We start from the raw sequence: 25,442 nt of genomic DNA, 5'->3' as shown, positions 1-25,442 counted from the left end.
GCCTCAATGAAAATTCCGGCCCTTGGGCAGGGCGGTGGCGGGGCTGCGGCGGTCGCCCCTGGCGATTTCGGCGAGCCAGGGGGTGCGGTCGTCGATCGTGGCGGCGATGACGTGGATGACGTTTTCCGCGGCTTGCAGGCGGCCGGTGACGGTGACGAGGCGCGCCCCCAGCACGATGGGGCGGAATTGTTCGTAGATCTTCGGCCAGACCACGATATTGGCGATGCCGGTCTCGTCTTCCAGGGTCATGAAGATGACGCCGCTGGCGGTGCCCGGGCGCTGGCGGACGAGGACGAGGCCCGAGACGGTGAGGCGGCGGCCGGATTTCAGGCTTGCGAGATCGATGTTGCGGACGGCGCCGGCGGCACGCAGGCGGTCGCGCAGGAAGCCGACCGGGTGCCCCTTCAGCGACAGATGCAGACGGTGGTAGTCCTCGATCACCTGCTGGCCCGGGGTAAGCGGGGTCAGGGCCGCGTCGGGTTCCACCGTGCCGGGGTCGGCCGCGGTGCGGAACAGCGGCAGGTCGTCCTTGTCGCCCGCCCGGCGCAGGCCCTTCACCGCCCAGAGCGCGTCGCGCCGGTCGAGGCCGAGCGAGCGGAAGCCATCGGCCAGGGCCAGCCGCTCCAGCGCCGCGACCGGCAGGCCGGTGCGTAGCCAGAGGTCGCGGATGGAATCGAAGCCGGCGCCGCGCCCGGCCTCGATCCGGCGGGCGTCTTCTTCCTTGAAGCCGTCGATCTGGCGAAAGCCGAGGCGAAGCGCATGGCTTGCCCGGATCGCCCCGGCCATGGCCGCGAAGCGGGGATGCAGGCGGCCTTGGCCGCCGGGCTCCAGCCCGTTGTCCCAGACCGAGGCATTGATGTCGACGGGGCGGATCTCGACCCCGTGTTCGGCGGCATCGCGCACCAGTTGGGCGGGGGCGTAGAACCCCATGGGCTGGCTGTTCAGGATGGCGGCGGCAAAGACATCCGGGTACCGGCACTTGATCCAGGCCGAGACATAGACCAGCAGGGCGAAGCTGGCGGCATGGCTTTCCGGAAAGCCGTAGTCGCCGAAGCCCTTGATCTGCTCGAAGCAGCCCTTGGCGAAATCCTCGGGATAGCCGCGCTCGATCATGCGGCCGACGAAACGGTCCTGGTAGAGGTGGATGGTGCCGGTCCGGCGGAAGGTCGCCATGGCCCGGCGCAGCCGGTCGGCCTCGTCGCCGCTGAATTCGGCGGCGACCATGGCGATCTGCATCGCCTGTTCCTGGAACAGGGGCACGCCGCAGGTCTTCTTCAGGACCCGCTCCAATTCGCGGGGGTCGCCGTCCTTCGGGCCCGGGTATTCGACGACCTCCTCCCCGTTCCGGCGCTTCAGGTAGGGATGCACCATGTTGCCCTGGATCGGGCCGGGGCGGACGATCGCCACCTCGATCACGAGGTCGTAGTAATTGCGCGGCTTCAGGCGCGGCAGCATGGTCATCTGCGCCCGGCTTTCGACCTGGAAGAGGCCGACGGAATCCGCCGTGCACAGCATGTCGTAGACCGCGGCCTCGTTCCGGGGAATATCCCCCATGTGCCCGGACAGGCCGTAACGGTCGCGCATCAGGCCCAGCGCCTTGCGGATGCAGGTGAGCATGCCGAGCGCCAGCACGTCGATCTTCAGGATGCGCAGGGCATCGAGATCGTCCTTGTCCCATTCGACGACGAAACGGTCCGCCATCGCCGCATTCTCGATCGGCACCAGTTCGTCGAGCCGGCCCCGGGTGATGACGAAGCCGCCCACATGCTGCGACAGATGGCGCGGAAAGCCGGTCAGTTCGCGCGCCAGATCGAGGGCGAGGCCGAGCCGCCGGTCCCCGGGGTCGAGGCCGGCGCGCCTGGCCTCGTCGTCGGCGATGCCCTTCCGGCTCCAGCCCCACAGCATGCCGGACAGCCGCCCGGCAATATCGCCGGAAAGGCCGAAGACCTTGCCGACCTCGCGCATCGCGCTGCGCCCGCGATAGGAGATCACGGTGGCGGCAAGGGCGGCGCGGTCGCGGCCGTAACGCCTGTAGATATATTGGATCACTTCTTCCCGGCGCTCGTGCTCGAAATCGACGTCGATATCGGGCGGTTCCTGCCGCTCGGCACTGACGAAACGCTCGAACAGGAGGTCCACTTCCTCCGGGTTGACCTCGGTGATACCGAGAAGATAGCAGACGAGGGAATTGGCCGCCGAGCCCCGACCCTGGCACAGGATGCCTTGCCCCCGCGCAAAGCGGACGATGTCGTGGACGGTGAGGAAATAGGGCGCATAGGACAGGCGGCCGATCAGGGCCAGTTCCTTGTCCAGGGTGCGGCGGGTCCTGTCCGGCATGCCGCCGGGGTAACGCCAGGCGATGCCCCGTTCCGCCAGGGCCGCCAGGGCGGACTGGGGATCGCTGTAACCGGCGACGATCTCGTCGGGATAATCGTAGGACAATTGGTCGAGCGAGAAGCGGCAGTCGTCGAGAAAGGCCAGGGTTTCCGCCACCGCTTCCGGCGCCTGGGCGAACAGGCGGGCCATTTCGGCCGGCGGCTTCAGGTGGCGTTCGGCATTGGCGGCCAGGCGAAGGCCCGCCGCCTCGAGGGTGACATGCTCGCGGATGCAGGTCATGACATCGGCCAGGGGGCGGCGCGCCGGACTGTGATAGAGGACGTCGTTCGTCGCCAGCAGGGGCACCCGGGCGGCCTGTGCCAGGGCCCGCAGCCGGGCGAGGCGGCGGTGGTCGTCACCCTGGTAGAGCATGGCGGCGCCGAGCCGGATCCGGCCCCGGAAGCGGCGCAGCACGGCGGCGGTCACCCCCTCGTCCGGCAGGGCGGGCGGGCACAGGATCAGGTTCAGCCCCTCCTGCCAGCGGTCGAGATCGGCGAGGTCGAGATGGCACTCACCCTTGGGTGCCCGCAACTTGCCCTGGGCGAGCAGGCGGGTGAGGCGGGCCCAGGCCGCCCGGTCGCGCGGATAGGCCAGGATATCGGGCGTGCCGTCGCGAAAGACCAGGCGGGCGCCGACGATCAGGCGGAAACCCTGGTCCCGGGCCGCGACATGGGCCCGGACCACGCCCGCCACCGAATTGCGGTCGGCGACGCCGATCCCGGCAAGGCCGAGGGCCTTCGCCGTCAGCACCAGTTCGTCGGCGTGGGAGGCGCCGCGCAGGAAGCTGTAACCGGTGGCGACCGCAAGCTCGGCATAGGCGGCGCTCACAGGAAGACCCCGTGCAGGTGCCAGGACGGGCGGTCGGTCTCGCGGCCGTAAAGCCCGGCGCGGAACAGCCAGAGCCGCAGGCCGGCCTCGGTCTCGATGCGGAAATAGTCGCGGGTGGGCAGGCCGTCGTCCGCCGCCTGCCACCATTCGGTGGCGATCCGCTCCGGCCCTTCGGCGCGGGCGACCTGGTGCCAGGCGCTGCGCCAGCGAAAGCGCCGGGGCGGGCCGTCGGGTACCTCGGCCAGGGCTTCGATCGCCTCCGGCCGCTCGAAGAGGCGGAAGGGACGGGCGGGGATTTGGCTGTCCTGCGCCGGGGCCGGCGCGGGCGGCGGCCGGTCGCCCGCCCCGGCCAGGGCCATGGCCCGTTCCGGCACATGGCTGTCCCGGGGGGCGAGGCGGCGCACCTGCGCGGCGCCGAGCCGGGCCGTCAGGTGATCGACGAGGCCGGCGAAGGCCTGTTCCGCGTCGAGGGCGGCGGCGCCGTCGAAGCCCGGCTGGCGGGGCGGGCGGCGGGCGGTCTCGACGGCGGCAAGGCGGATCAGTTCGAAGCCGAAACCGGCTTCGACGCCATCCTTCAGGGCGGCCAGCCGGTCGGCGAACAGGCGGCGCATCTCGTCCCCCCGCACCAGCGGCCGGCTGGCCCCGACCGTCAGCCGCTCCACCTTGCCGTCGACCCGGAACAGGCTGGCCTCGATCCGGGCGGCGCCGAGGCCCGCCGTCTCCAACTGCCCGCCGAGAAGATCGCCCAGGGCCGCAAGCGCGGCGAGGATATGGCTTTCCAGGCCGATCGGCTCCAGCAGCCGGCGTTCGACCAGATATTCGGGCACCGGGCGGCGGGGCGAGATCGGCTCGTCGACAAGGCCGAGGGCTTGGTCCAGGCGATGCAGCAGGACAGCGCCGTAGCGGGCGGCCAGCGGCGCTCGCGGGCGCGACAGCAGGTCGGCCACGGTTTCGAGCCCGGCTTCCTCCAGGCCCCGGATACGGTTGTCGTCGAGGCGGAGGGCGGCCAGGGGCAGGGGGGCGAGCAGGGCGCGTTCCCGCCCCCGGGCCGCCGCCACCTCGGCCCCGTGGCGGGCCAGCGCCGAGGCGCAGCCGACCGTGCCCGCCACGGCGATGCGGGCATGGATGCCGCGCGCGTTCAACTGCCGGCGGATGGCGGCGGCCATCGCCACCTCGCCGTCGAAGAGATGGGCGCAGCCGGTGATGTCCAGCAGCAGGCCGTCCGGGGGATCCAGGGCGACGAGGGGCGTCCAGGCTTCCATGCCCTCGGCCAGCCATTCCAGCAGGGTGCGATCGGCCGCCGCATCCTCGGGCACGATGTCGAGGGCGGGATACATGGCCTGGGCATCGGCCAGCGCCAGCCCTGGCGCCAGGCCGAGGGCGCGGGCGGCGGCATCGGCGGCGCTCAGCCGCAGCGCGCTGCCGCGCTTGCCGACGGTGACCAGCGCCGGGCCGTCACCCGGCGCGGCGAAGCGGGAGGACAGCCCCCGGTCGCGGCGGATGCGGTCGGTGGGCAGGAACGGCAGCCAGATCGAGAGATGGCGCCGCGAGGGTGAAACACCGCTCATCACGCCTCCAAGCCAGGGACCAGCGGCCGACGGGGCCGCGGCGGTTGCGGGTAAGGTCGAGATCGAAGGCCGCCGCCCCGAGGCCGCCCCAGCCGTCCAGCGGCCCCGGCACGGGCGCCACGGTCCAGCGGGTCGCGGCGGCGGAGGTACCGGCGAAGGCGCGGTGGCGGACGAGAAGGCCGAGGCCGCCCCCCTCCCGCGCGGCGAGCGACAGGCGGCGGGTGGCGGTCAGGTCGGCCACCGGGCCATCGCCCGGCAGTTCCGCCACCACGGCGGCGACGCTCGGGCAGCGCAAGGCTTCCTCCGCCGCCCACAGGGCATCGGTCGCATTGCGGGTCGCGACCAGCAGCAGGCGACGGCTGTCGAGGCCGAGGCCGGCAAGGCCGGGGCCATAGGGCAGGCCCTGGTCGCGGAAAACCTCGGCCGGGCCGGCCCAGACCAAGGCACCCCGTTCCCCCGCCAGGCGAAGGCCGAGCCCGGCCCCGGCCGGCCCGGCGAATTCATGCAGCGCCCCGGCGACCAGACCGCCGCCCAGGGCATCGTCCAGCGCGGCGATGCCGAAGGGCGCGAAGACGGGCGGCGGCGCCCCGCCGGGGGCGGCCCGCTCGATCCGGGCGATCTGCCGGCGCAGGGCGTCCCGCGGACAGGAAGGCGTTGCGCCGCCGGGCGCGTGAAAGGGTGGGGCGGGGCTCATATGTTCACTATATGTTCCTATCCGATCGCTGGCAAGGGCCTTGCCCGCGGCTGGGAAGCGGGGGGACGGCGACCTCTTTCTAGGCAGGGTAAAATGTATACACTTTGCACATGATGCCTATTTATCAATCAATCAACCGCCGCATTGCAGCATGCCGAGCGCTGGAATCTGTCCCTGGTGCCGAATTTTATCCTTAATAATCAATTGATTGAAAAATTCCGGGGCCGTGTTCAGGGAATTGGCACAAGACTTGATGGAGTCCCAGGCAGAGATCGAATGCCAGAGGGGGCAAACCATGAACCGCCGCGACTTCCTGAAGACTGCGTCAACCGCCGCCGTGGTGGCCGGCACCGGGGTGGCCGCCCCGGCGATCCTGTCGCCCGCCCGCGCCGACGCCCGGAAGGAAACCCTGCTCGTCGTCTCGGAAAGCGGCCCGAACAATCTCGACATCCAGGGTGTCGGCACCAATGTGCCCGGCTACGAGGTCAGCTGGAATTGCTACGACCGCCTGATCGGCCACGAGATGAAGGAGGGCCCGGGCGTCGTTCCCTATTACGACCGCGACAAGTTCAAGCCCGAGCTGGCCGAGGACATGACGGTCGGCGACATGTCGGCGACCTTCAAGCTGCGCAAGGATGCGGTGTTCCAGGACGGCACGCCGGTCACGGCCGCGGATGTGAAATGGTCGCTGGACCGGGCGGTCAGCGTCGGCGGCTTCCCGACCTTCCAGATGAAGGCGGGCTCGCTCGAAAAGCCGGAACAGTTCGTCGCCGTCGACGACCATACCTTCCGGGTCGATTTCCTGCGCAAGGACCGGCTGACCGTGCCCGATCTCGCGGTCATCGTGCCGGGCATCCTGAATTCCCAACTGGTGAAGAAGAACGCGACAGAGGCCGACCCCTGGGGCCTCGAGTACACCAAGCAGAACACGGCGGGCAGCGGCGCCTTCAAGGTGATCAAATGGACCGCGGGGACCGAGGTCGTGCTGGAGCGCAACGAGAACTGGAAGGGCGGGCCGCTGCCGGCGCTGCGCCGGGTGATCTGGCGCATGGTGCCCTCCGCCGGCAACCGCCGCGCGCTGCTCGAGCGGGGCGATGCCGACCTGTCCTACGACCTGCCGTCCAAGGATTTCGCCGAGATGAAGTCGGCCGGCAAGCTGAAGCTGGTCTCCACGCCCTATAGCAACGGCATCCAGTATATCGGCATGAATGTGAACAAGCCGCCCTTCGACAACCCGAAGGTCCGCCAGGCGATCGCCTATGCCATTCCCTACCAGAAGATCATCGACGCGGTGATGTTCGGCCTGGCCAAGCCCATGTTCGGGGCGCCGGCGGATGCCGCGACCGAGGTCGCCTGGCCGCAACCCCACAAGTTCAACACCGACATGGCCAAGGCCAAGGCGCTGCTGGCCGAGGCCGGTTACGAGAACGGCTTCGAGACCACGATTTCCTTCGACCTCGGCTTTGCCGGCGTGAACGAGCCCCTGTGCATCCTGTTGCAGGAAAGCCTGGCCCAGCTGGGCATCAAGGCGACGATCAACAAGATCCCGGGTGCCAACTGGCGCACCGAGCTGAACAAGAAGGAAATGCCGCTCTATACCAACGTCTTCTCGGGCTGGCTGGACTACCCGGAATATTTCTTCTTCTGGTGCTACCACGGGCAGAATTCCGTCTTCAACACCATGGGTTACAAGTCGGCGGCGATGGATGCCCTGATCGACGGCGCCCGCAACGCCGCCGCCACCGGCGATGCCGCGACCTACGAGACGGACGTGAAGGGTTTCGTCGACCTCGCCTTCACCGACGTGCCGCGCATTCCGCTCTACCAGCCCTATGTCAACGTCGCGATGCAGCCGAATATCGGCGGGTACCAGTACTGGTTCCACCGCCGCCTCGACTATCGCGCCCTGACCAAGGCGTAAGGGGAGGGAACGGCCATGCTGACCTCCTTCCTCAAGCGGCTGGCGACGGCGATCCCCAGCCTGATCGGCGTGATCATCGTCACCTTCCTGCTCACCCGCGTGCTGCCGGGCGATACCGCCGCCTATTTCGCCGGGCCCGCCGCCTCGGCCGAGGCGATCGAGGAAATCCGGGTCAAGCTCGGCCTGGACAAGAGCCTGCCGGAGCAATTCGTCGATTACGTCGGCGGGCTGGTCTCCGGCGATCTCGGCATGTCGCTCACCACCGGCCAGCCGGTGGTGAAGGATATTGTCGAACGCCTGCCGGCCTCGGCCGAACTGACCCTGCTCGGGCTTTTCGTCGCCATCGCCATCGCGGTGCCGCTGGGCATCCTGGCGGCGGTGCGCCAGGGCTCGTGGGTCGATCACCTGTGCCGCATCGTCGCCACCGCCGGCGTCTCGCTGCCGGTGTTCTTCACCGGGCTGCTGCTCGTATATGTCTTCTACTACCAGCTCGGCTGGGCGCCGGCGCCGCTCGGCCGGCTCGACGTCTTCGCCGTGGCGCCCGATCCGATCACCGGCTTCCTGCTGATCGACACGCTGCTGGTCGGCGACGGCGAGACTTTCCTCGCCGCCCTGGCGCAACTGGCGGTGCCGGCGGCGACGCTGGGGATTTTCGCCCTGGCCCCGATCACCCGCATCACCCGCGCCTCCATGCTCTCCGTCCTGTCGTCGGAATTCGTGCGCACGGCCCGGGCGAGCGGGCTGTCGCCCTATAAGGTCGTCGTCGCCTATGCCTTCCGGAATGCCATGCTGCCGGTGGTCACCACCCTCGGCATGGTGTTTTCCTTCCTGCTCGGCGCCAATGTCCTGGTCGAGAAAGTCTTCGCCTGGCCGGGCATCGGCTCCTATGCGGTCGAGGCGCTGATCGCCTCGGATTACGCGCCGGTGCAGGGCTTCGTGCTCGCCATGGCCATTCTCTATGTCCTTCTCAACCTGCTGATCGACCTCCTCTACGGGATCATCGACCCCCGCGTGAGGATCGAAGGATGAGTGCCGTGACCGTATCCGAGACCAAGGCGCCCCCGTCCTCGGGCCTTGCCGCCACCCTTCGCCATGCCCGCCATGTGATCGGCAAGAACCCGGTCACCGGCCTCTCCTTCGCGCTGTTCGGGCTGTTCGTGCTCGCCGCGCTGATCGGGCCCTGGATCGTGCCCTACGATCCCCTGGAATCCGATACGGCGGCGGCCCTGCAGCCGCCCTCCGGCGCCCATTGGTTCGGCACCGACCAATTGGGCCGCGACATCTTCAGCCGCGTGGTGGCGGCGACCCGCCTCGATATGGCGATCGCCATCCTCTCGGTCGCGCTGGTCTTCGTCGTCGGCGGGCTGGCCGGGGTGGCGGCGGGCTTCTTCGGCGGCTGGACCGACCGCATCGTCGGCCGGCTTGCCGATACGATCATGGCCTTTCCGCTCTTCGTCCTCGCCATGGGCATCGTCGCGGCGCTGGGCAATACGGTGACCAACATCGTCATCGCCACCGCGATCGTGAATTTCCCGCTCTATGCCCGGATCGCCCGGGCGGAGGCGAATATCCGCCGCGAGGCGGGCTTCGTGCAGGCGGCGCGCCTGACCGGCAATTCCGAGTTCCGCACCCTGCTGACCCAGATCGTGCCCAACATCCTGCCGATCATGATGGTGCAGATGTCGCTGACCATGGGCTACGCCATCCTGAACGCGGCCGGCCTCTCGTTCATCGGCCTCGGCGTCCGTCCGCCGACGCCGGAATGGGGAATCATGGTCGCCGAGGGCGCGGCCTTCATCGTCTCCGGCGAATGGTGGATCGCGCTGTTTCCCGGCCTCGCCCTGATGCTGGCCGTCTTCTGCTTCAACCTGATGGGCGATGGTCTCCGCGACATCATCGATCCCCAGCGCCGGACCTAAGGGAGAAACAGCCATGACCGCCATCCCCCTTCTGGATGTCAAGGATCTGACCGTCGAATTCTCCACCCGCCGGGGCATCGTGCAGGCAGTCAAGGAAGTCAGCCTTTCCGTGCCCAAGGGCGAGATCGTCGGCGTCGTCGGCGAGAGCGGCTCGGGCAAGTCGGTGACGTCTTACGCCGTCATGCGCATCCTCGACCGGGTGGGCAGGGTCGCCCGGGGATCCATCCTCTATACCAGCCTCGACCTTCTGGCCGCCTCCGAGTCCGAGATGCGGGACCTGCGCGGGCGGGAGATCTCGATGATCTTCCAGAACCCGCGCCTGGCGCTGAACCCGATCCGCAAGGTCGGCCGCCAGCTCGAGGATGTCCTGCTCCAGCACGCCCAGGCCCAGCCCGACAATGTGAGGCAGAAGGCGATCGACCTCCTGGCCCAGGTCCGCATCGCCCGGCCGGAGGAGCGCTATCACGCCTATCCCTTCGAGCTGTCCGGCGGCATGTGCCAGCGCGTGGTGATCGCGCTGGCCCTCGCCTGCCAGCCACAACTGCTGATCGCGGACGAGCCGACCACCGGCCTCGACGTGACGACGCAGAAGGCGGTGATGGATCTCGTCGTCGATCTCGTCCGGGCGCGGGGCATGTCGGCGATCCTGATCACCCATGATCTCGGCCTTGCCGCCGCCTATTGCGACAAGGTGGTGGTGATGGAAAAGGGTAGGGTGGTCGAAACCGCCGCCGCCGCCACCATCTTCAGGGCGCCGGAAGCGGCCTATACCCGGAAGCTGATGCGGGCGACGCCGCGCCCCGGCATCACCCTGCACGACCTGCTGCCCGAGGATGCGGCCCCCGCGCCCGTGCCGCCGAAGGCGCCGGACACGGCCCTCGCCCCCCTGCTGGCGGTCGAGAACCTGGTGAAGGAATATCCGCGCCAGGCGCCGCCCCGCAAATTCTTCGGCAAGCAGGCGGAGCCGCCGCCGCCGTTCCGCGCGGTCGACGGGATTTCCTTCACCGTCGGGCGGGGGGAAAGCGTCGGCCTGGTCGGCGAATCCGGCTGCGGCAAGTCGACGACCTCGACCATCGTCATGCGCCTGATCGATCCGAGCGGCGGCCGCATCATGTTCGACGGGCAGGAGATCAGCACGATCCCGGCCCGGCGCTTCGCCGCCTCGCCCTTGCGGAAACGCATCCAGATGGTGTTCCAGGACCCGACCGAAAGCCTGAACCCGCGCTATACGGTGGCCCGGGCCATCGCCGATCCGCTGCTGCGCATGGGCGGCTATCGCGCCGGCGCCCGCCTGAACGAGCGGGTGGCGGAGCTCGCCACCATGGTCGGCCTGCCGCTGGACCTGATCGACCGGTTCCCGCACCAATTGTCCGGCGGGCAGAAGGCGCGGGTGGGGATTGCCCGGGCGATCGCCCTCAATCCCGAACTCGTCATCCTCGACGAGCCGACGGCGGCGCTCGACGTCTCGGTGCAGGCGGTGGTGCTCAATCTCCTTCAGCACCTGAAGGAGACGCTCGGCATGTCCTATCTCTTCGTCAGCCACGACCTGCATGTCGTGCGCCTGCTGTGCGACCGGGTGATCGTCATGCGCCAGGGCCGCATCGTCGAGGAAGGGACGGCGGAACAGGTCCTCGAAGCGCCGCAGGCCGATTATACCCGGGAATTGATCGCCGCCATTCCTCACCCGCCGGTGTGACGGCGGTTCTCGTAGAGGATATGGCCGAGCACGGCGACAAGCACGATCAGCCCGCCGGCGACGGTCGCCGGCAGCGGCGTCTCGCCGAAGGCAAGCCACACCCATAGGGGCGCGAGCGGGGCGTCCAGCGCCCCGATCAAGGCCGACATGCCGGCCGGGATCAGCCGCGCGCCCAGGGTGAAGACGATCAGGCCGAGCCCCATGTTGGTCGTGCCGAACAGGGCGAGCCAGCCGAGATCCGCCGCCGAGACGGCGAAGGGCGAAGCCAGCGGCAGGGCGACCAGCGCGCCGAGCAGGGAGGCGATACAGGCCGCCGGCATCATCTCGATCCGGACCTTCGACTGGCGCAGCAGGATGATGGTGACCGCCATGGTCAGGGTCATGAAGACGGCGAGAAGGTCGCCGATCACGTCGCCCTCGCCGAAGCCCTGGATCACGGTGATGCCGATGCCGCAAAGGGCCAGGGTGCTGGCGACCAGGGTCGGCGCGGTCAGGCGCTCACCCAGGAACAGGGCGGCAAGGCCGGCGGACATGAAGGGCAGCAGGGCATAGATGATCGAGACATGGGCGACCGTCGTCAGCTTCAGCGAGACGACATAGGCGATCATGCCTGTCGCCATCATCACCGTGAACAGCACGCCTTGCCTGCCCATGGCCCGGGCCGCCGAAACCAGCGAGCGGCGCTCGACAAGGGCGACATAGCCATAGGCGGTGAGCGCGCCGAACAGCCCGCGCCAGAACAGGATGGTCCAGGCGTCATGGGGCAGCAGGCGGGTGAAGAGGCCGGCCGAACTCCAGGCCAGGGTCGACAGCGCGACCAGCGCCACGCCGAGACGCATGTCGTTCCGGACGGCCGGGGCAGCGGGCGCAAGGCTGGTCATGGCTCTCCACCGTCCGGACAAGGGCGGCGCACTGTAGAAAGCCCGCCGCCGTGCCGCAAGCCGGCCCCGGCGAAGGGCTGCAATGCGCTCAGCGCTGCCGCAGGCGCCAGGCCTTGGGCCCGCTGCCGGTCCAGCGCCGGAAGGCGCGGGTGAAGGCGCTCTGCTCGGAAAACCCCAGAAGCCCGGCGACATCGCTCAGCGACAGCCGGGGATCGCGCAGGTATTCCCGGGCCAGATGCAGGCGCGTATCCTCGAACAGGGCGCGGAAGCTGGTGCCCGCCGCCTCCAGGCGCCGGTGCAGGGTGCGCGGCGACAGGGCGAGGGCGGCCGCCACCGCCTCCAGGGTCGCGCCCTCCCGGCCGAGGCCGTGGGCGAGCGCCCGGCGCACCTGCTGCGCGACATCCGCCTCCGCCGGCAGGGCGGCGAGCAGCGTCTCGACCTGGGCTGCCAGCAGGTCCGCCAGCACCGGGTCGTGGCGGTCCAGCGGCAGGGCCAGCCAGGCCTGGGGGAACACCATCCGGGTCCGCGCCTCGGCGAAGCGGGGTTCATGGCCGAAGAAGGCGCGGTAGGGCGCGAGATCGGCGGGCGGCGGATTGATGAAGGCGATCAGGTCGGGCACGAGGTCCGGCCGCGCCGTGATCTGGCGCGTGGCCTGGACCAGGGCGGCCACGGCCGCCTCGTCGACCAGGGGGCCGGGCCGGCCCCGCTCGTCGCCCCATTCGAGGACGATTCGGTCGCCGTCCAGGTGCCAGGACAGGCGGTTGATGTCATTGACCAGCCGTTCATAGCGTTGCAGCCGCAGCAGCGCCGCCCCCAGGGTCGGGCAGGATTGCAGGGCATAGCCGAGCAGGCCCAGGTGGCCGATCTCGAACGCCCGGCCGATCCGAAGGCCGAGATCGGGCGCCCCGAGGCGCGTGGCCGCGGCGTCCAGCAGGTCGCGCCAGGGGCCGACCGGCAGCACGGGCCCGCGCCTGGCCAGGGCCGCGATCCCGGCGCCGCCCGGCAGATCTTCGAGGGTCAGGCCGGCCCCGGCCAGCACCGCGGCCAGCATCTGCGCATAGGCGCTGCCGATATGGCCCCCGATGTGGCCCCGAACCCTGTCGCCGTTGTTCATCCCGTCTCTCCCCGAGGGGAGTATAGACGGTCAGAGGTCGACGATTTCAACGTCCTCGGGCTTGACCGGGCGGTCGAGGAAGATGGTCGCGACGCGGGCGAAGCGGCTGGCGGAATCCGTCGCCATGAATTGCACCCGCCCGCGCCGCCCGCCGGCGGCAAGGCCGTGGGCGGCCAGGGCGCCGGCGACCGCCTCCGCCGCGGTCGAGGCGCTGTCGACCAGCGTCACCTCGGGCCCCGCCACGGCGGCGATGGCCGGGCGCAGCAGGGGGAAATGGGTGCAGCCCAGCACCAGGGCCTCGGGCTTCGGCCGGCCGTGGTTCAGGATCGGTTCGAGATAGCGATGCGCCGCCGCCTCGACCGCAGCGCCCGCCGTCCAGCCTTCCTCGGCCATGGCGACGAAGACCGAGCAGGCTTGCTGGCGAATGTCAGCATCGGGTGCCAAGGCCTTGATCGCCTTAACATATGCCCCTGAGCCGACGGTCGATTCCGTAGCCAATACGCCGATCCGGCCCGACGGCGCGGCGGCAACGGCGGCGGCGGCGCCCGGCTCGATCACGCTGATCACGTCGACCCCGGGAAAGGCGGCGGAAAGGGCCGGGATGGCATGGGCGGAAGCCGTGTTGCAGGCGATCACCAGCATCTTCACGCCCCGGTCGACCAGGTGCTGGGCCGCCTGCACCGCATAGCGGGCGACGGTTTCCGGGCTCTTGGTGCCATAGGGCAGGCGGGCGGTATCGCCGAGATAGAGCAGGTCCTCCGCCGGCAGGCGGTCGGCGATGGCATCGAGGACGGTGAGGCCGCCGATCCCGGAATCGAAGATCCCGATCGGCAGGGCGCGAAGATGGTCGGTCATGCGAGGAGGGGGGCGGCGACGGCCTGTTCGAGAAGGGAAAGTGCCTGGTCAACGGTGGCGAGGCGGACGGCGCCGCGGCCGATGTCGCCGAAGCGGCGCTCGACATGGAGGGTCGGGGCATCGACCCGGGCCAGGGCGAAATGGACGAGGCCGACCGGCTTGTCGGCGCTGCCGCCGCCGGGCCCGGCGATGCCGGTGACCGCGACCGTGATATGGACCCGGCTGCGCTCCAGCGCGCCTTCGGCCATGGCCCGGGCGACCGGTTCGGACACCGCGCCATATTGCAGCAGCAGGTCCTTGGGCACGCCCAGGAGTTCGGCCTTGGCGTGGTTGGAATAGGAGACGAAGCCGCGTTCGAGCACAGCGGACGAGCCGGCGATTTCGGTCAGCAGGCCGGCGATCAACCCGCCGGTGCAGCTTTCCGCGGTGGCGATGCGCTGGCCGTTGGCGGTCGCCCGGGCGACCAGGGCGGCGGCCCGGGCCTCGAGCGCGGGCGGAAAGAGCGACGTCACCATAATTCGACCAGACCTCCCATCAGCACCAGCCCCATCAGGCCGGCGATGACATCGTCGACGACGATGCCGAATCCGCCCGGCAGGCTGCGGTCGGCCCAGCTTGCGGGCCAGGGCTTCCAAATGTCGAGTACCCGGAACACCAGGAAGGCGATCGCAAAAAACAGGGGGTCGTTCGGCACCAGGACGAGGGTGAACCATTGCCCGGCGAATTCGTCGACGACGACGCTGCCCGGGTCCTTGGCGTCCATGGCGCCGGCATAGATCCCGGACGCCCAGATGCCGATCGCGGTGATCAGCGCGGCGGCAACGGCAAGGCCGACCGGCCCCCAGGCGGCGGCGATGAACCAGGCGGGGACCAGGGCGGCGGCGGAGCCCCAGGTGCCCGCGGGCCCCGGGATATGGCCGACGAAGACCCCGGTCGAGATCACGCGCGCCGGATGCCAGAGGGGAAGCATGTCAGGGAAGCCTTACGGTTGCGATCGCCTGGGCGGCGATGCCTTCGCCCCGGCCGGTGAAGCCCAGGCGCTCGGTGGTGGTCGCCTTCACGCTGACGCGATCCGGCGCGATCTGAAGAATACCGGCGATCCTTGACGAAATCGCGGCACGATGGGGCCCCACTTTGGGGCGTTCGCAGATGATCGTCAGGTCGACATGGGCGATCGCCCCGCCCCGGGCGGCGACGAGGCCGGCGGCATGGGCCAGGAAGCGGCTCGACGCGGCGCCCCGCCACTGGGGATCGCTGGGCGGGAAATGCTGGCCGATGTCGCCGGCGGCAATCGCGCCGAGCACGGCATCGGTGATCGCATGCAGGGCGACGTCGGCGTCCGAATGGCCGATCAGGCTCTGGTCGTGGGGGATCTTGACGCCGCCGAGCCAGACCCCGTCGCCGGGGCCGAGGCTGTGGACGTCGAAGCCGCTGCCGGTGCGGATGTCGGGCAGGGCGGTCAGGGCCTGATGGCGGGCGCGGGCCAGATCGTCCTCGGTCGTCACCTTGAAATTCTCCTCCCGGCCGGGGGTGAGGGCGACCGCGAGGCCAGCCGCCTCGGCCAGCGCGGTATCGTCGGTCAGGCCGTCGCCCTCGAAGCGGCGATGGGCATCGAGAATGGCGTCGAAGCGGAAACCCTGGGGCGTCTGCGCGCGGTAGAGCCCGTCGCGCGGCACGGTGCCGCCGGCCAGGCCGTCGTCGCCCCGCTTCAGCGTGTCGACCACGGCGACGGCGGGCAGGGCGGCGGGATGGTGCTTCAAGGCCGCCAGCACGCCGTCGATCAGGGGCATGTCGACGAAGGGGCGGGCCCCGTCGTGGATCAGCACGAGGTCCGGCGGCCGGGGCAGGGCGGCCAGCGCTTCCAGCCCGGCCAGGACCGAACCCTGGCGGTCGGCCGCGCCGGCGACGAAAGGCTCCACCCCCAGGCCGTCGAGGGCGGCGGCCGCGGTCCCCGCCCAGGCCGGGTCGATGACGACGACGATCGCCCCGATCCCCGGATGGCGGCGCAAGGCCGCCACGGCGCGGCGGATCAGGGGCTGGCCGGCCAGGTCGAGATATTGCTTGGGCACGGCGCCGCCCATTCTTTTGCCACTTCCGGCGGCAACGACGAGGGCGGCGACAGCGGGGCCTTGTATGGATTCGCGCATGGCTGAGACACTAGCCTTGCCTTAAGGGCCGGCCTAGTGTCACCTGCGAAGGATTCCGTAAATCCTGCACCGTTAACGATGGCAGGCCATTGCAGTGCACAAGCAATGGGCCTACACTGCCTCTTTATCGTGCATCCGTAAAAAGTGCCCAACGAATGACCAGCGCGAGCGGCAAGACCATCGGTCCCATCACTGTCGGGCCCGTGACCATTGAAGAACCGGTGATCCTCGCCCCCATGTCCGGGGTGACGGATATGCCGTTCCGCCGCCTCGTGAAGCGCCAGGGCGCCGGTCTCGTCGTCTCCGAGATGATCGCCTCCGAGGCGATGATCCGCCAGTCCCGCCAGTCGCTGAAGATGGCCAGCAATTGCGCCGAGGAATTCCCCATGTCGGTGCAGCTCGCCGGCTGCGAGGCGAAGCCCATGGCCGAGGCGGCGAAGCTGAACGAGGACCGGGGCGCCGCCATCATCGACATCAACATGGGCTGCCCGGTGAAGAAGGTGGCGGTGAACGGCCATGCCGGTTCCGCCCTGATGCGCGACCTCGGCCATGCCCGCAGCCTGATCGAGGCGACGGTGAAGGCCGTCAAGCTGCCGGTGACCCTGAAGATGCGCACCGGCTGGGACCATGACAGCCGCAACGCGCCCGAGCTTGCCCGCATCGCGGAAGATTGCGGCATCCAGATGGTCACCGTGCACGGCCGCACCCGCTGCCAGATGTACAACGGCCATGCGGACTGGGATTTCATCGCCGAGGTCAAGGCCGCGGTGAAGATCCCGGTGATCGCCAACGGCGACGTCAACACGCTGGAGGATGCCGCCCGGATCCTGGCGTCTTCCGGGGCGGATGGCGTGATGATCGGGCGCGGCGCCTATGGCCGGCCCTGGTTCATCGGCCAGGTGATGCATTTCCTGAAGACCGGGGAACGGCTGCCGGATCCGCCGCTGCACGCGCAACTGGCCATGCTGCTCGATCATTACGACGCCATGCTGGAACATTACGGCGATGTCCCGGGCATGCGCATGGCCCGGAAGCACGTCTCCTGGTATTCCGCCGGCCTGCCGGGCTCCGCCGCCTTCCGCTCCGAGGTCAACCGCATGGAGGATCCCCGGGCGGTGAAGGATCACATCCGGGCCTTCTACAGCCCGGTGATCGAGCGAAGGGCCGCCTGATGGCCAAACCCTCGACCGCGGCTTCCGGCGATGCCGTTCCTGCCATGGCGGATCTGAACATCGATCTCGAAGCCGTCCTCAACGCCCTCGGCAAGGCCGTGCTCCTGGTCGATCGCAACGGCTATATCCGCTATGCCAATGCCGCCGCCGAGCAATTCTTCGCGACCGGCGCCACCGTCCTCAACCGCATGCGCCTGGATCAGGTGACGCCCTTCGCCCACCCCCTGCTGGCGGTGGTCGAACAGGTGCGCCAGGGCGGGGTCTCGGTCTTCGAATACGAGGTCGATTTCGGCTCGCCGAAAATCGGCCATCGCCCGGTCGACATGCAGGTGACCCTGCTCGGCGACCAGTCGGGCCTGCTGCTGATCGCCTTGCAGGAACGTGCCATCGCCCAGCGCATCGACCGCCAGCTGACCCATCGCGGCGCCGCCCGCTCGGTCACCGGCATGGCCGCGATCCTGGCCCATGAGATCAAGAACCCGCTGTCCGGCATTCGGGGTGCCGCCCAGCTGCTCGAACAGAATCTGGCCGAGGGGGACCACGACCTCACCCGCCTGATCTGCGACGAGACCGACCGCATCTGCAGCCTCGTCGACCGGATGGAAGCCTTCAACGAAGGCCGGTCGCCGACCCGCGACCCGGTGAATATTCACGTCGTCCTGGAACACGTGAAGAAGATCGCCATGAACGGTTTCGCCAAGGGCATCCGCTTCACCGAAAGCTACGACCCCTCGCTGCCGCCGGTGCCGGGCGACCGCGACCAGCTGATCCAGGTCTTCCTCAACCTGGTGAAGAACGCGGCGGAGGCGGTGCCGGCCAAGGGCGGCGAGATCGCGCTTTCGACCGCCTATCGCCATGGTGTCCGCATGGCCGTGCCGGGCACCCGCCGGCGCCTGCGCCTGCCCCTGGAAGTGACGGTGCGCGACAATGGCGAAGGTGTCCCCCCCGACCTGAAACCCCATCTGTTCGAGCCCTTCGTGACCACCAAGTCGAGCGGCACCGGCCTCGGCCTTGCCCTTGTCGCCAAGATCGTGGGCGACCACGGCGGCATGATCGAATGCGAATCCGAGCCCCGGCGCACGGTGTTCCGTGTGCTGCTGCCGGTCGCGACCGAGTAATTCAGCGAGTTCCCCATGGCAGTCCCCGGCGTCACCGACGGCAATACCCCGACGATCCTGATCGCGGACGACGATCGCGCCATCCGCGAAGTGCTGGACCGGGCGATCGGCCGCCTCGGCTATCACGTCCGCTCGACCGGCAATGCCGCCACCCTGTGGCGCTGGGTCTCGGGCGGGGAAGGGGATCTCGTCATCACCGACGTGATGATGCCGGACGAGAACGGCCTCGACCTGCTGCCGCGCATCAAGCGCCTGCGGCCGGAACTGCCGATCATCGTCATGTCCGCCCACAACACGCTGATGACGGCGGTGAAGGCGGCGGAACGCGGCGCTTACGAATATCTGCCGAAGCCCTTCGACCTGAAGGAGTTGACCACCGTCGTCCAGCGCGCCCTGACCTTGCCGAAATCGGCGGCGGTGGTCGATAATCCGCTCGGCGACGGCGACGACAAGGTGCCGCTGATCGGCCGCTCGCCCGCCATGCAGGAAATCTACCGCGTGCTGGCGCGCCTGATGGGCACCGACCTGACCGTGATGATCACGGGCGAGTCCGGTACCGGCAAGGAACTGGTGGCCCACGCCCTGCACCATTACGGCAAGCGCCGCAACGGCCCCTTCGTCGCCATCAACATGGCGGCGATCCCGCGCGAACTGATCGAAAGCGAGCTTTTCGGCCACGAGAAGGGTGCCTTCACCGGCGCCAATGCCCGCAGCGTCGGCCGCTTCCAGCAGGCCGAGGGCGGCACCCTGTTCCTCGACGAGATCGGCGACATGCCGCTCGAGGCCCAGACCCGCCTGCTGCGCGTGCTACAGCAGGGCGAATATACCACGGTCGGCGGGCGCAGCCCGATCAAGACCGATGTCCGCATCGTTTCCGCCACCCACCGCGACCTGCGTCAATTGGTGCACCAGGGCCTGTTCCGCGAAGACCTGTTCTATCGCCTGAACGTGGTGCCGCTGCGCCTGCCGCCCTTGCGCGAGCGGTCGGAGGATATTCCGGATCTCGCCCGCCATTTCCTCAACCAGGCGACCGCCCAGGGCCTGCCGGCCAAGCTGGTCGACGGCGAGGCGATGGAATTCCTCAAGCGCTATCGCTGGCCGGGCAATGTCCGCGAACTGGAAAACCTGATCCGCCGCTTGGCCGCCCTCTATGCCGAGGAAGTGATCGGCGTCGACGTGGTGAAGGCCGAACTGGTCGAGCCCGAGGTGCAGTTCCGCACCGGCGGCGGCGACGAGCCGGTCAGCCTGTCGGTCGCGGTGGAGCGCCATCTGGCGCGCTATTTCGCCGCCCACGACGAGGGCCTGCCGCCCGCCGGCCTCTACGACCGCATCCTGCGCGAGGTGGAACGGCCGCTGATCGAGATCAGCCTGTCGGCGACCCGGGGCAACCAGATCCGCGCCGCGGAACTCCTCGGCCTGAACCGCAATACCTTGCGCAAGAAGATCCGCGATCTCGATATCCAGGTTTTGCGCAGCATCAAGTGATGCAATTTCACAACGCTGTGATATTCTGACAACAGCCGCATGAGTCTGTGCCGGTGCCGCATCGGCCAGGGGAGCTGTCTTGAACGACGTCACGGGGATGAAGAAGGCGAGCCGCGCCGCCCGGCTGGAAGCCTGGGTGAGCAGCAGCCATATCAGCCGCCGGCTGGTCATCCTGCTGGTGCTGCTGGCGGCGGGTTCGGGCACCGCGACCTATATCGCGCTGCGCGACCCGACGGTGCAGGACGGCGATACCTCGGTCATCATTCCGCTGCTGCTGCTCGATCTCGTGCTCGTGCTGGCGCTGGCCAGCCTGGTCGCGACCCGGCTGGTGCGCCTGTGGTGGGCGCGGCGCTCGGGCCTTGCGGGCGCCAAGCTGCATATCCGCATCGTCGCCCTGTTCGGGGCCATCGCCGCGGTGCCCACGATCTTTCTCGGCGTCGCCTCGGCGCTGTTCTTCAACCTGATCATCGATACCTGGTTCAGCGAGCGGGTGCAGGGCGCGGTGTCCGATTCCGTGATCATCGCCAAGGCCTATGTCGAGGAACACAGCAAGACCATCGAGGCCGATATCCGGGCGATGGCCAACGACATCAACCGCAAGGCGCCGCTGGTCGACAACAACCCGGACCTGTTCAACCTGATGCTGGAGAACCAGTCGGCGGTGCGCGGCCTGGCCGAGGCGATCGTGATCAATTCGTCCGGCCGGGTGCTGGCGCGCACCGCGCTGTCCTTCGGCATGGAGTTCGACCGCCTGCCGGCCACCGCCCTCGACCGCGCCAGCCGGGACGGGGAGGTGGCGATCATCACCACCGAGGACGACCGGGTGCGCGCCCTGGTGCGCCTCGATTCCTTCCTCGACGCCTATCTCTACGTCGGGCGCTTCGTCGATCCCCGGGTCATCGCCTATGTCGAGCGGACCCAGGCCGCGGTCGCCGAATACAATGAATTGCAGAAGCGCCGCCTGGGCATCCAGGTGACTTTCGCCTTCGTCTTCGTCCTGGTCGGCCTTCTGATCCTGCTGACCGCGATCCTGGCCGGGCTCTGGGTCGCGACCAAGCTGGTCGAGCCGGTCGCCCGCCTGTTCGGCGCGACCGAGCGCTTGCGCGAGGGCGACCTCACCGCCCGCGTCGAGACCGGCACTTCGGACGACGAGCTGGCCTCGCTCGGCCGCGCCTTCAACCGCATGGCGGGGCAGATCGAGGCCCAGCACGGCGCGCTTCGCGATGCCAACCACCAGCTCGACGAGCGCCGCCGCTTCACCGAGGCCGTGCTGGCCGGGGTGTCCGCCGGCGTGATCGGCATCGACATCGAGGGCCGGATCACCCTGCCCAACCGCTCCGCCCAGGAATTGCTGGGGCTTTCCGCCGACCGCATGATCGGCGAGATGATCGGCGACATGGTGCCGGAACTGGCCGGCCTCGTCGCCGACGCCAAGGACCGGCCCGAGCGCGAGGTGCAGGCCCAGGTCAATCTCGCCCGGGGCGGCGTCTCGCGCCATTTCAGCGTCCGCGTGGTGGGCGAGCGGGCAGGGCGGGCCATGCGCGGCTTCGTCGTCACCTTCGACGACGTCACCGACCTCGTCTCGGCCCAGCGTACCGCCGCCTGGGCCGATATCGCCCGCCGCATCGCCCATGAGATCAAGAACCCGCTGACCCCGATCCAATTGTCGGCCGAGCGGCTGAAGCGGAAATACGGCCGCGAGATCGCGACCGATCCCGAAGTGTTCAGCCAATGCACCGACACGATCATCCGCCAGGTCGGCGACATCGGCCGCATGGTCGACGAATTCTCGGCCTTCGCCCGCATGCCGACCGCCGCCTTCCGCATGGAGGACCTGAGCGAGCAGGTGCGCCAGGCCGTGTTCCTGCGCCATGTCGCGGCCCCGGCGATCGTGTTCGAAAGCGAATTGCCGCCCGAGCCGGTGGTCGCCCTGTTCGATTCCCGCCAGATCGGCCAGGCGCTGACCAATGTCCTGAAGAACGCGGCCGAGGCGATCGAGGCCCGGGATGCCGGCGGGGACCTGCCGCCGGGCCGGATCACCGCCCATCTGACCGCCGCCGAGGGCTGGCTGCGCGTCGAGGTCCGCGACAACGGCAAGGGCTTGCCGGTGGCCGAGCGCGACCGCCTGACCGAACCCTATGTGACGACGCGGACCAAGGGCACCGGCCTTGGCCTCGCCATCGTCCGCAAGATCATGGAAGAGCACGGCGGCACGATTTCGCTGGGCGACAACCCCGGCGGCGGGGCGGTCGTCACCCTGAGCTTCCCCTGGCGCCAGGACAGCGCCCAGGCAACACCCCAGACCGAAGCGAGGATTGCGCATGGGTCGTGAAATACTGGTGGTCGACGACGAGGCGGATATCCGCGACCTCGTCGCCGGCATCCTTCAGGACGAAGGCTATGAGACAAGGACGGCGGGCAATGCCGACGAAGCCCTGGCCGCCATCGACGCCCGCCTGCCGTCGCTGGTGATCCTCGATATCTGGCTCCAGGGCAGCCGGCTGGACGGGCTGGAAATCCTGGAAGCGATCAAGCGCGCCCATCCCGATATCCCGGTCGTGATGATTTCCGGCCACGGCACGATCGAAACCGCGGTCGGCGCCCTGAAGCGCGGCGCCTATGACTTCATCGAAAAGCCGTTCAAGGCCGACCGCCTGCTGCTTCTCGTCCAGCGGGCGATCGAATCCGCCCAGCTGAAGCGCGAGAACCGCGCCCTCAAGGCCCGCTCCAACATCGAGGACGAGATGATCGGCCGCTCGGCGGCCATGAATACCGTCCGCGGTCTCGTCGAGAAGGCCGCCCCCATGGGCAGCCGGGTGATGATCATGGGCCCGCCCGGCGCCGGCAAGGAAGTCGTCGCCCGCCAGTTGCACCGGATGTCGCGCCGGGCCGACGGGCCCTTTGCCGTGGTCAATGCCGCGACCATGGCACCCGAGCGGATGGAGGCGGAACTCTTCGGCGTCGAAGCCTCGGCCAGCGCCGACGGCATGCCCCGCGTCGGCCTGTTCGAACAGGCCCATGGCGGCACGCTGTTCCTGGACGAAGTGGCGGACATGCCGCTGGAAACCCAGGCCAAGATCCTGCGCGTCCTGGTCGACCAGACCTTCGAGCGGGTCGGCGGGCGCAACCGGGTGCAGGTCGATGTCCGGGTGGTCAGCGCCTCCGCCCGCGACCTTCATGCCGAGATCGCCATCGGCCGCTTCCGCGAGGATCTGTTCCACCGCCTCTCGGTCGTGCCGATCCGGGTGCCGCGGCTTGCCGACCGGCGCGAGGATATCCCGGACCTCGCCCTTCATTTCATCCAGCGCATCAGCACCGCCAACGGCGTGCCGCCGCGCAATATCTCGAACGAGGCCATGGCGGTGATGCAGGCCTATGACTGGCCGGGCAATGTCCGCCAGTTGCGCAATGTCTGCGAACGCCTGCTGATCCTGGCCAACGACGACGCCGAAGGGGCGATCGGCGCCGACATGCTGCCGGCCGAGGTCGGCGGCGCCGGCCCCGCGACCCTGCGGGCGGACGGCGGCGAGGTGATCATGGCCCTGCCGCTGCGCGAGGCGCGGGAAGCCTTCGAGCGGGATTATCTGCTCGCCCAGGTCGCGCGCTTCGGCAACAACATCAGCCGCACCGCCACCTTCATCGGCATGGAGCGCTCGGCCCTGCATCGCAAGCTGAAGTCGCTCGGCATCACCATCAACGATCGGGGACAGGGCTGAGGGGGCGGGGCTCAGGTCCTGCCTTCCCCGGCGTCAACCCGTTGAATGGGCGCGGCCTAAAGCATACTTGTGCGCAAGGGCCAATCGCTATATCCCCATGCGCCGGTTTCCCCAGGCGGGCATCAGATTCGCGGGGGCAAGCGGTATCGCGGGCGGGTTGGCGCATCTCGATGGGGCCCAAGAATTTTCCTTGCGGAGCTTCGGCAAGCCTGCGATATAATTGTGCAGTGCAGCAAAATGTGTGTGTCGCTGCCATGCGTACCGATGCCGTCCCCTGATTCAGGGGGCAGGCGCCGGATCGTCAGACTGAAGGCAAGACGCAACAAGAAGAAGAAGGTTCAAAAATGTCGGAGCGATCCCAAAACGTTCAGGACGTGTTCCTGAATTATGTGCGCAAGAACAAGACGCCGGTCACGGTTTTTCTCGTCAATGGCGTGAAACTTCAGGGCGTGATCACCTGGTTCGACAATTTCTGCGTCCTGCTGCGTCGTGACGGCCACATCCAGCTGGTCTACAAGCACGCGATCTCCACCGTGATGCCCGCGGCGCCGATCCAGCTGTTCGATCCCCAGGCGAGCGAGGCCCCGCGCGACCATTGACCGAGGCTTTCGATCCCGCCGCTGCGGCAAAGCACCGCAAGGCGGCGGGGCGCGCGATCGTCGTCCATCCCTATGTGCGGGGACAGGCGTCCGGTGACGAGCCGGGCGGCGCCGCCCTGCGCCTGCCTGCCGCCCGGCTCGAGGAGGCGGTGGGCCTGACCGCGGCCATCGCCCTCGACGTCGTCGAGGCGATCGAGGCGCCGGTCGACCGCATCCGCCCCGCCACCTGGCTCGGCACCGGCAAGGTGGAAGACCTGCGCCAGGCCGTCGATATGTTCGGCGTCGATGTCGTGATCATGAATTGCGCGCTGTCGCCGGTGCAGCAGCGCAACCTGGAACGCGACCTCAAGACCAAGGTGATCGACCGTACCGGCCTGATCCTGGAAATCTTCGGCGAGCGCGCGGCGACAAGGGAAGGGCGGCTTCAGGTCGAGCTTGCCCATCTGTCCTACCAGAAAAGCCGGCTTGTCCGTTCCTGGACCCACCTGGAACGCCAGCGCGGCGGTGTCGGCTTCCTGGGCGGCCCGGGCGAGACCCAGATCGAGGCCGACCGCCGGATCCTGTCCGACAAGATCACGCGCCTGAAGCGGGAGTTGGAAACCGTCACCCGGACGCGGGAATTGCACCGCCGCAACCGCCGCAAAGTGCCGCATCCGATCGTGGCCCTGGTCGGCTATACCAATGCCGGCAAATCCTCGCTCTTCAACCGGCTGACGCGGGCGGACGTGCTGGCGGCCGACCTGCTGTTTGCCACCCTCGATCCGACCATGCGCGGGATCAGGCTGCCGTCCGGCCGGCGGATCATCCTGTCCGATACAGTCGGCTTCGTCTCCGACCTGCCCACCCATCTGGTCGCCGCCTTCCGGGCGACGCTCGAAGAAGTGCTCGAAGCCGACGTCATCCTCCATGTCCGCGACATCGCCCATCCCGAAAGCGAGGCGCAGAAGGCGGATGTCCTGTCGGTGCTGGGCGAACTCGGCGTCGACGAGGTCGCCCAGACCGAGCGGATGATCGAAGTCCTGAACAAGATCGACCTGCTCTTGCCCGAGGAGCGCCTGAGCCTCGACAATGCCGCCCACCGGCTGCCGGCGATCCTGCCCGTCTCGGCGCTGACGGGCGAGGGGGTGGAGCGTCTGCTCGCCCTTCTCGACGAGAAACTGGGCACGGCGCGGGAATTCCTCGAACTCGACGTAGCACTTGCCGATGGCGCCGCCCTGGCCTTCCTCTACCAGCACGGCGAAGTGATCGCCCGCGAGGACCGGGAGGACGGCACCGCCCATCTGACCGTCGGCATCGATCACGCCGACCTCGGGCGCTTCATCAAGCGCTTCGGTCCGCAGGCGGCGGGCTGAG

General features: G+C 68.9%; 20 protein-coding genes. 11 read left to right on the top strand and 9 right to left on the bottom strand.

Annotation, left to right across the window (positions count from 1 at the left end; all coding sequences use genetic code 11):
• Positions 1–3: 3 nt before the first annotated feature.
• From DKG75_RS04365 to DKG75_RS04355, 3 genes are read right to left on the bottom strand one after another with little or no spacing between them, the layout of a single operon-like run.
• The gene (locus DKG75_RS04365; protein WP_109919832.1) at positions 4–3,204 is read right to left on the bottom strand and encodes an error-prone DNA polymerase; all 3,201 of its coding nucleotides are present in this window, start codon (positions 3,202–3,204) and stop codon (positions 4–6) included.
• Positions 3,201–4,772, bottom strand: coding sequence for a Y-family DNA polymerase (locus DKG75_RS23395; RefSeq protein ID WP_109919831.1), 1,572 nt, complete (start codon positions 4,770–4,772; stop codon positions 3,201–3,203). The genes DKG75_RS04365 and DKG75_RS23395 overlap by 4 nt, the downstream gene beginning before the upstream one ends.
• A complete protein-coding gene (locus DKG75_RS04355) occupies positions 4,660–5,466 on the bottom strand; it encodes an ImuA family protein (protein WP_109919830.1) in 807 nt (268 codons plus the stop codon). The genes DKG75_RS23395 and DKG75_RS04355 overlap by 113 nt, the downstream gene beginning before the upstream one ends.
• Positions 5,467–5,761: 295 nt before the next feature.
• On the opposite strand from DKG75_RS04355, the gene DKG75_RS04350 reads away from it, so the two are divergent.
• From DKG75_RS04350 to DKG75_RS04335, 4 genes are read left to right on the top strand one after another with little or no spacing between them, the layout of a single operon-like run.
• The gene (locus DKG75_RS04350) at positions 5,762–7,387 is read left to right on the top strand and encodes an ABC transporter substrate-binding protein (protein ID WP_109919829.1); all 1,626 of its coding nucleotides are present in this window, start codon (positions 5,762–5,764) and stop codon (positions 7,385–7,387) included.
• A 15-nt stretch (positions 7,388–7,402) separates the two neighbouring features.
• Complete coding sequence (locus tag DKG75_RS04345) at positions 7,403–8,416, top strand: ABC transporter permease (protein ID WP_109919828.1); 1,014 nt, start codon at positions 7,403–7,405, stop codon at positions 8,414–8,416.
• Between the two features lie 5 nt (positions 8,417–8,421).
• Entirely contained in the window at positions 8,422–9,306 is an 885-nt protein-coding gene (locus tag DKG75_RS04340) for an ABC transporter permease (protein ID WP_243746438.1), read from the top strand.
• Positions 9,307–9,319: 13 nt separating this feature from the next.
• The gene (locus tag DKG75_RS04335) at positions 9,320–11,002 is read left to right on the top strand and encodes a dipeptide ABC transporter ATP-binding protein (protein ID WP_109919826.1); all 1,683 of its coding nucleotides are present in this window, start codon (positions 9,320–9,322) and stop codon (positions 11,000–11,002) included.
• Here the strand turns inward: DKG75_RS04335 and DKG75_RS04330 are convergent.
• The 6 genes from DKG75_RS04330 to DKG75_RS04305 all read right to left on the bottom strand — a co-directional run bounded on the left by DKG75_RS04330 (position 10,987) and on the right by DKG75_RS04305 (position 15,999).
• A complete protein-coding gene (locus DKG75_RS04330) occupies positions 10,987–11,883 on the bottom strand; it encodes a DMT family transporter (protein WP_166646333.1) in 897 nt (298 codons plus the stop codon). The two genes, DKG75_RS04335 and DKG75_RS04330, sit on opposite strands and share 16 nt — an antisense overlap.
• 88 nt (positions 11,884–11,971) lie before the next feature.
• A complete protein-coding gene (locus DKG75_RS04325; protein ID WP_109919824.1) occupies positions 11,972–12,997 on the bottom strand; it encodes an AraC family transcriptional regulator in 1,026 nt (341 codons plus the stop codon).
• Positions 12,998–13,027: 30 nt separating this feature from the next.
• A complete protein-coding gene (gene murI / locus DKG75_RS04320) occupies positions 13,028–13,852 on the bottom strand; it encodes a glutamate racemase (protein WP_109919823.1) in 825 nt (274 codons plus the stop codon).
• Entirely contained in the window at positions 13,849–14,367 is a 519-nt protein-coding gene (locus DKG75_RS04315; protein ID WP_109919822.1) for a CinA family protein, read from the bottom strand. The genes murI and DKG75_RS04315 overlap by 4 nt, the downstream gene beginning before the upstream one ends.
• The gene (locus tag DKG75_RS04310; RefSeq protein WP_109919821.1) at positions 14,361–14,822 is read right to left on the bottom strand and encodes a phosphatidylglycerophosphatase A family protein; all 462 of its coding nucleotides are present in this window, start codon (positions 14,820–14,822) and stop codon (positions 14,361–14,363) included. Before DKG75_RS04310 ends, DKG75_RS04315 begins: the two co-directional genes overlap by 7 nt.
• Position 14,823: 1 nt before the next feature.
• Positions 14,824–15,999, bottom strand: coding sequence for a bifunctional 2-C-methyl-D-erythritol 4-phosphate cytidylyltransferase/2-C-methyl-D-erythritol 2,4-cyclodiphosphate synthase (locus DKG75_RS04305; protein WP_109919820.1), 1,176 nt, complete (start codon positions 15,997–15,999; stop codon positions 14,824–14,826).
• A gap of 155 nt (positions 16,000–16,154) precedes the next feature.
• Here DKG75_RS04305 and dusB point away from each other — a divergent pair, with 155 nt between their 5' ends.
• The 7 genes from dusB (at position 16,155) to hflX (ending at position 25,441) form a co-directional block, all read left to right on the top strand.
• Positions 16,155–17,171: a tRNA dihydrouridine synthase DusB gene (dusB, locus tag DKG75_RS04300; protein ID WP_109919819.1), complete on the top strand. Its 1,017-nt coding sequence runs from the start codon at positions 16,155–16,157 to the stop codon at positions 17,169–17,171.
• On the top strand, positions 17,171–18,289 hold the full coding sequence (locus DKG75_RS04295) for a two-component system sensor histidine kinase NtrB (RefSeq protein ID WP_109919818.1): 1,119 nt from the start codon (positions 17,171–17,173) through the stop codon (positions 18,287–18,289). The genes dusB and DKG75_RS04295 overlap by 1 nt, the downstream gene beginning before the upstream one ends.
• A gap of 15 nt (positions 18,290–18,304) precedes the next feature.
• On the top strand, positions 18,305–19,774 hold the full coding sequence (gene ntrC / locus DKG75_RS04290) for a nitrogen regulation protein NR(I) (RefSeq protein WP_109919817.1): 1,470 nt from the start codon (positions 18,305–18,307) through the stop codon (positions 19,772–19,774).
• 79 nt (positions 19,775–19,853) lie between these two features.
• The gene (locus DKG75_RS04285; RefSeq protein WP_133636764.1) at positions 19,854–22,106 is read left to right on the top strand and encodes a sensor histidine kinase NtrY-like; all 2,253 of its coding nucleotides are present in this window, start codon (positions 19,854–19,856) and stop codon (positions 22,104–22,106) included.
• Entirely contained in the window at positions 22,096–23,490 is a 1,395-nt protein-coding gene (ntrX, locus tag DKG75_RS04280) for a nitrogen assimilation response regulator NtrX (RefSeq protein ID WP_109919815.1), read from the top strand. The genes DKG75_RS04285 and ntrX overlap by 11 nt, the downstream gene beginning before the upstream one ends.
• A 344-nt stretch (positions 23,491–23,834) precedes the next feature.
• Complete coding sequence (gene hfq / locus DKG75_RS04275) at positions 23,835–24,089, top strand: RNA chaperone Hfq (protein ID WP_109919814.1); 255 nt, start codon at positions 23,835–23,837, stop codon at positions 24,087–24,089.
• The gene (gene hflX / locus DKG75_RS04270; protein ID WP_208111937.1) at positions 24,086–25,441 is read left to right on the top strand and encodes a GTPase HflX; all 1,356 of its coding nucleotides are present in this window, start codon (positions 24,086–24,088) and stop codon (positions 25,439–25,441) included. The genes hfq and hflX overlap by 4 nt, the downstream gene beginning before the upstream one ends.
• Position 25,442 lies beyond the last annotated feature (1 nt).

Origin of the sequence: Zavarzinia compransoris (assembly GCF_003173055.1) — a bacterium.
Classification (GTDB): Bacteria; Pseudomonadota; Alphaproteobacteria; order Zavarziniales; family Zavarziniaceae; genus Zavarzinia; species Zavarzinia compransoris.
This window is presented reverse-complemented; position numbering and strand designations above follow the sequence as displayed.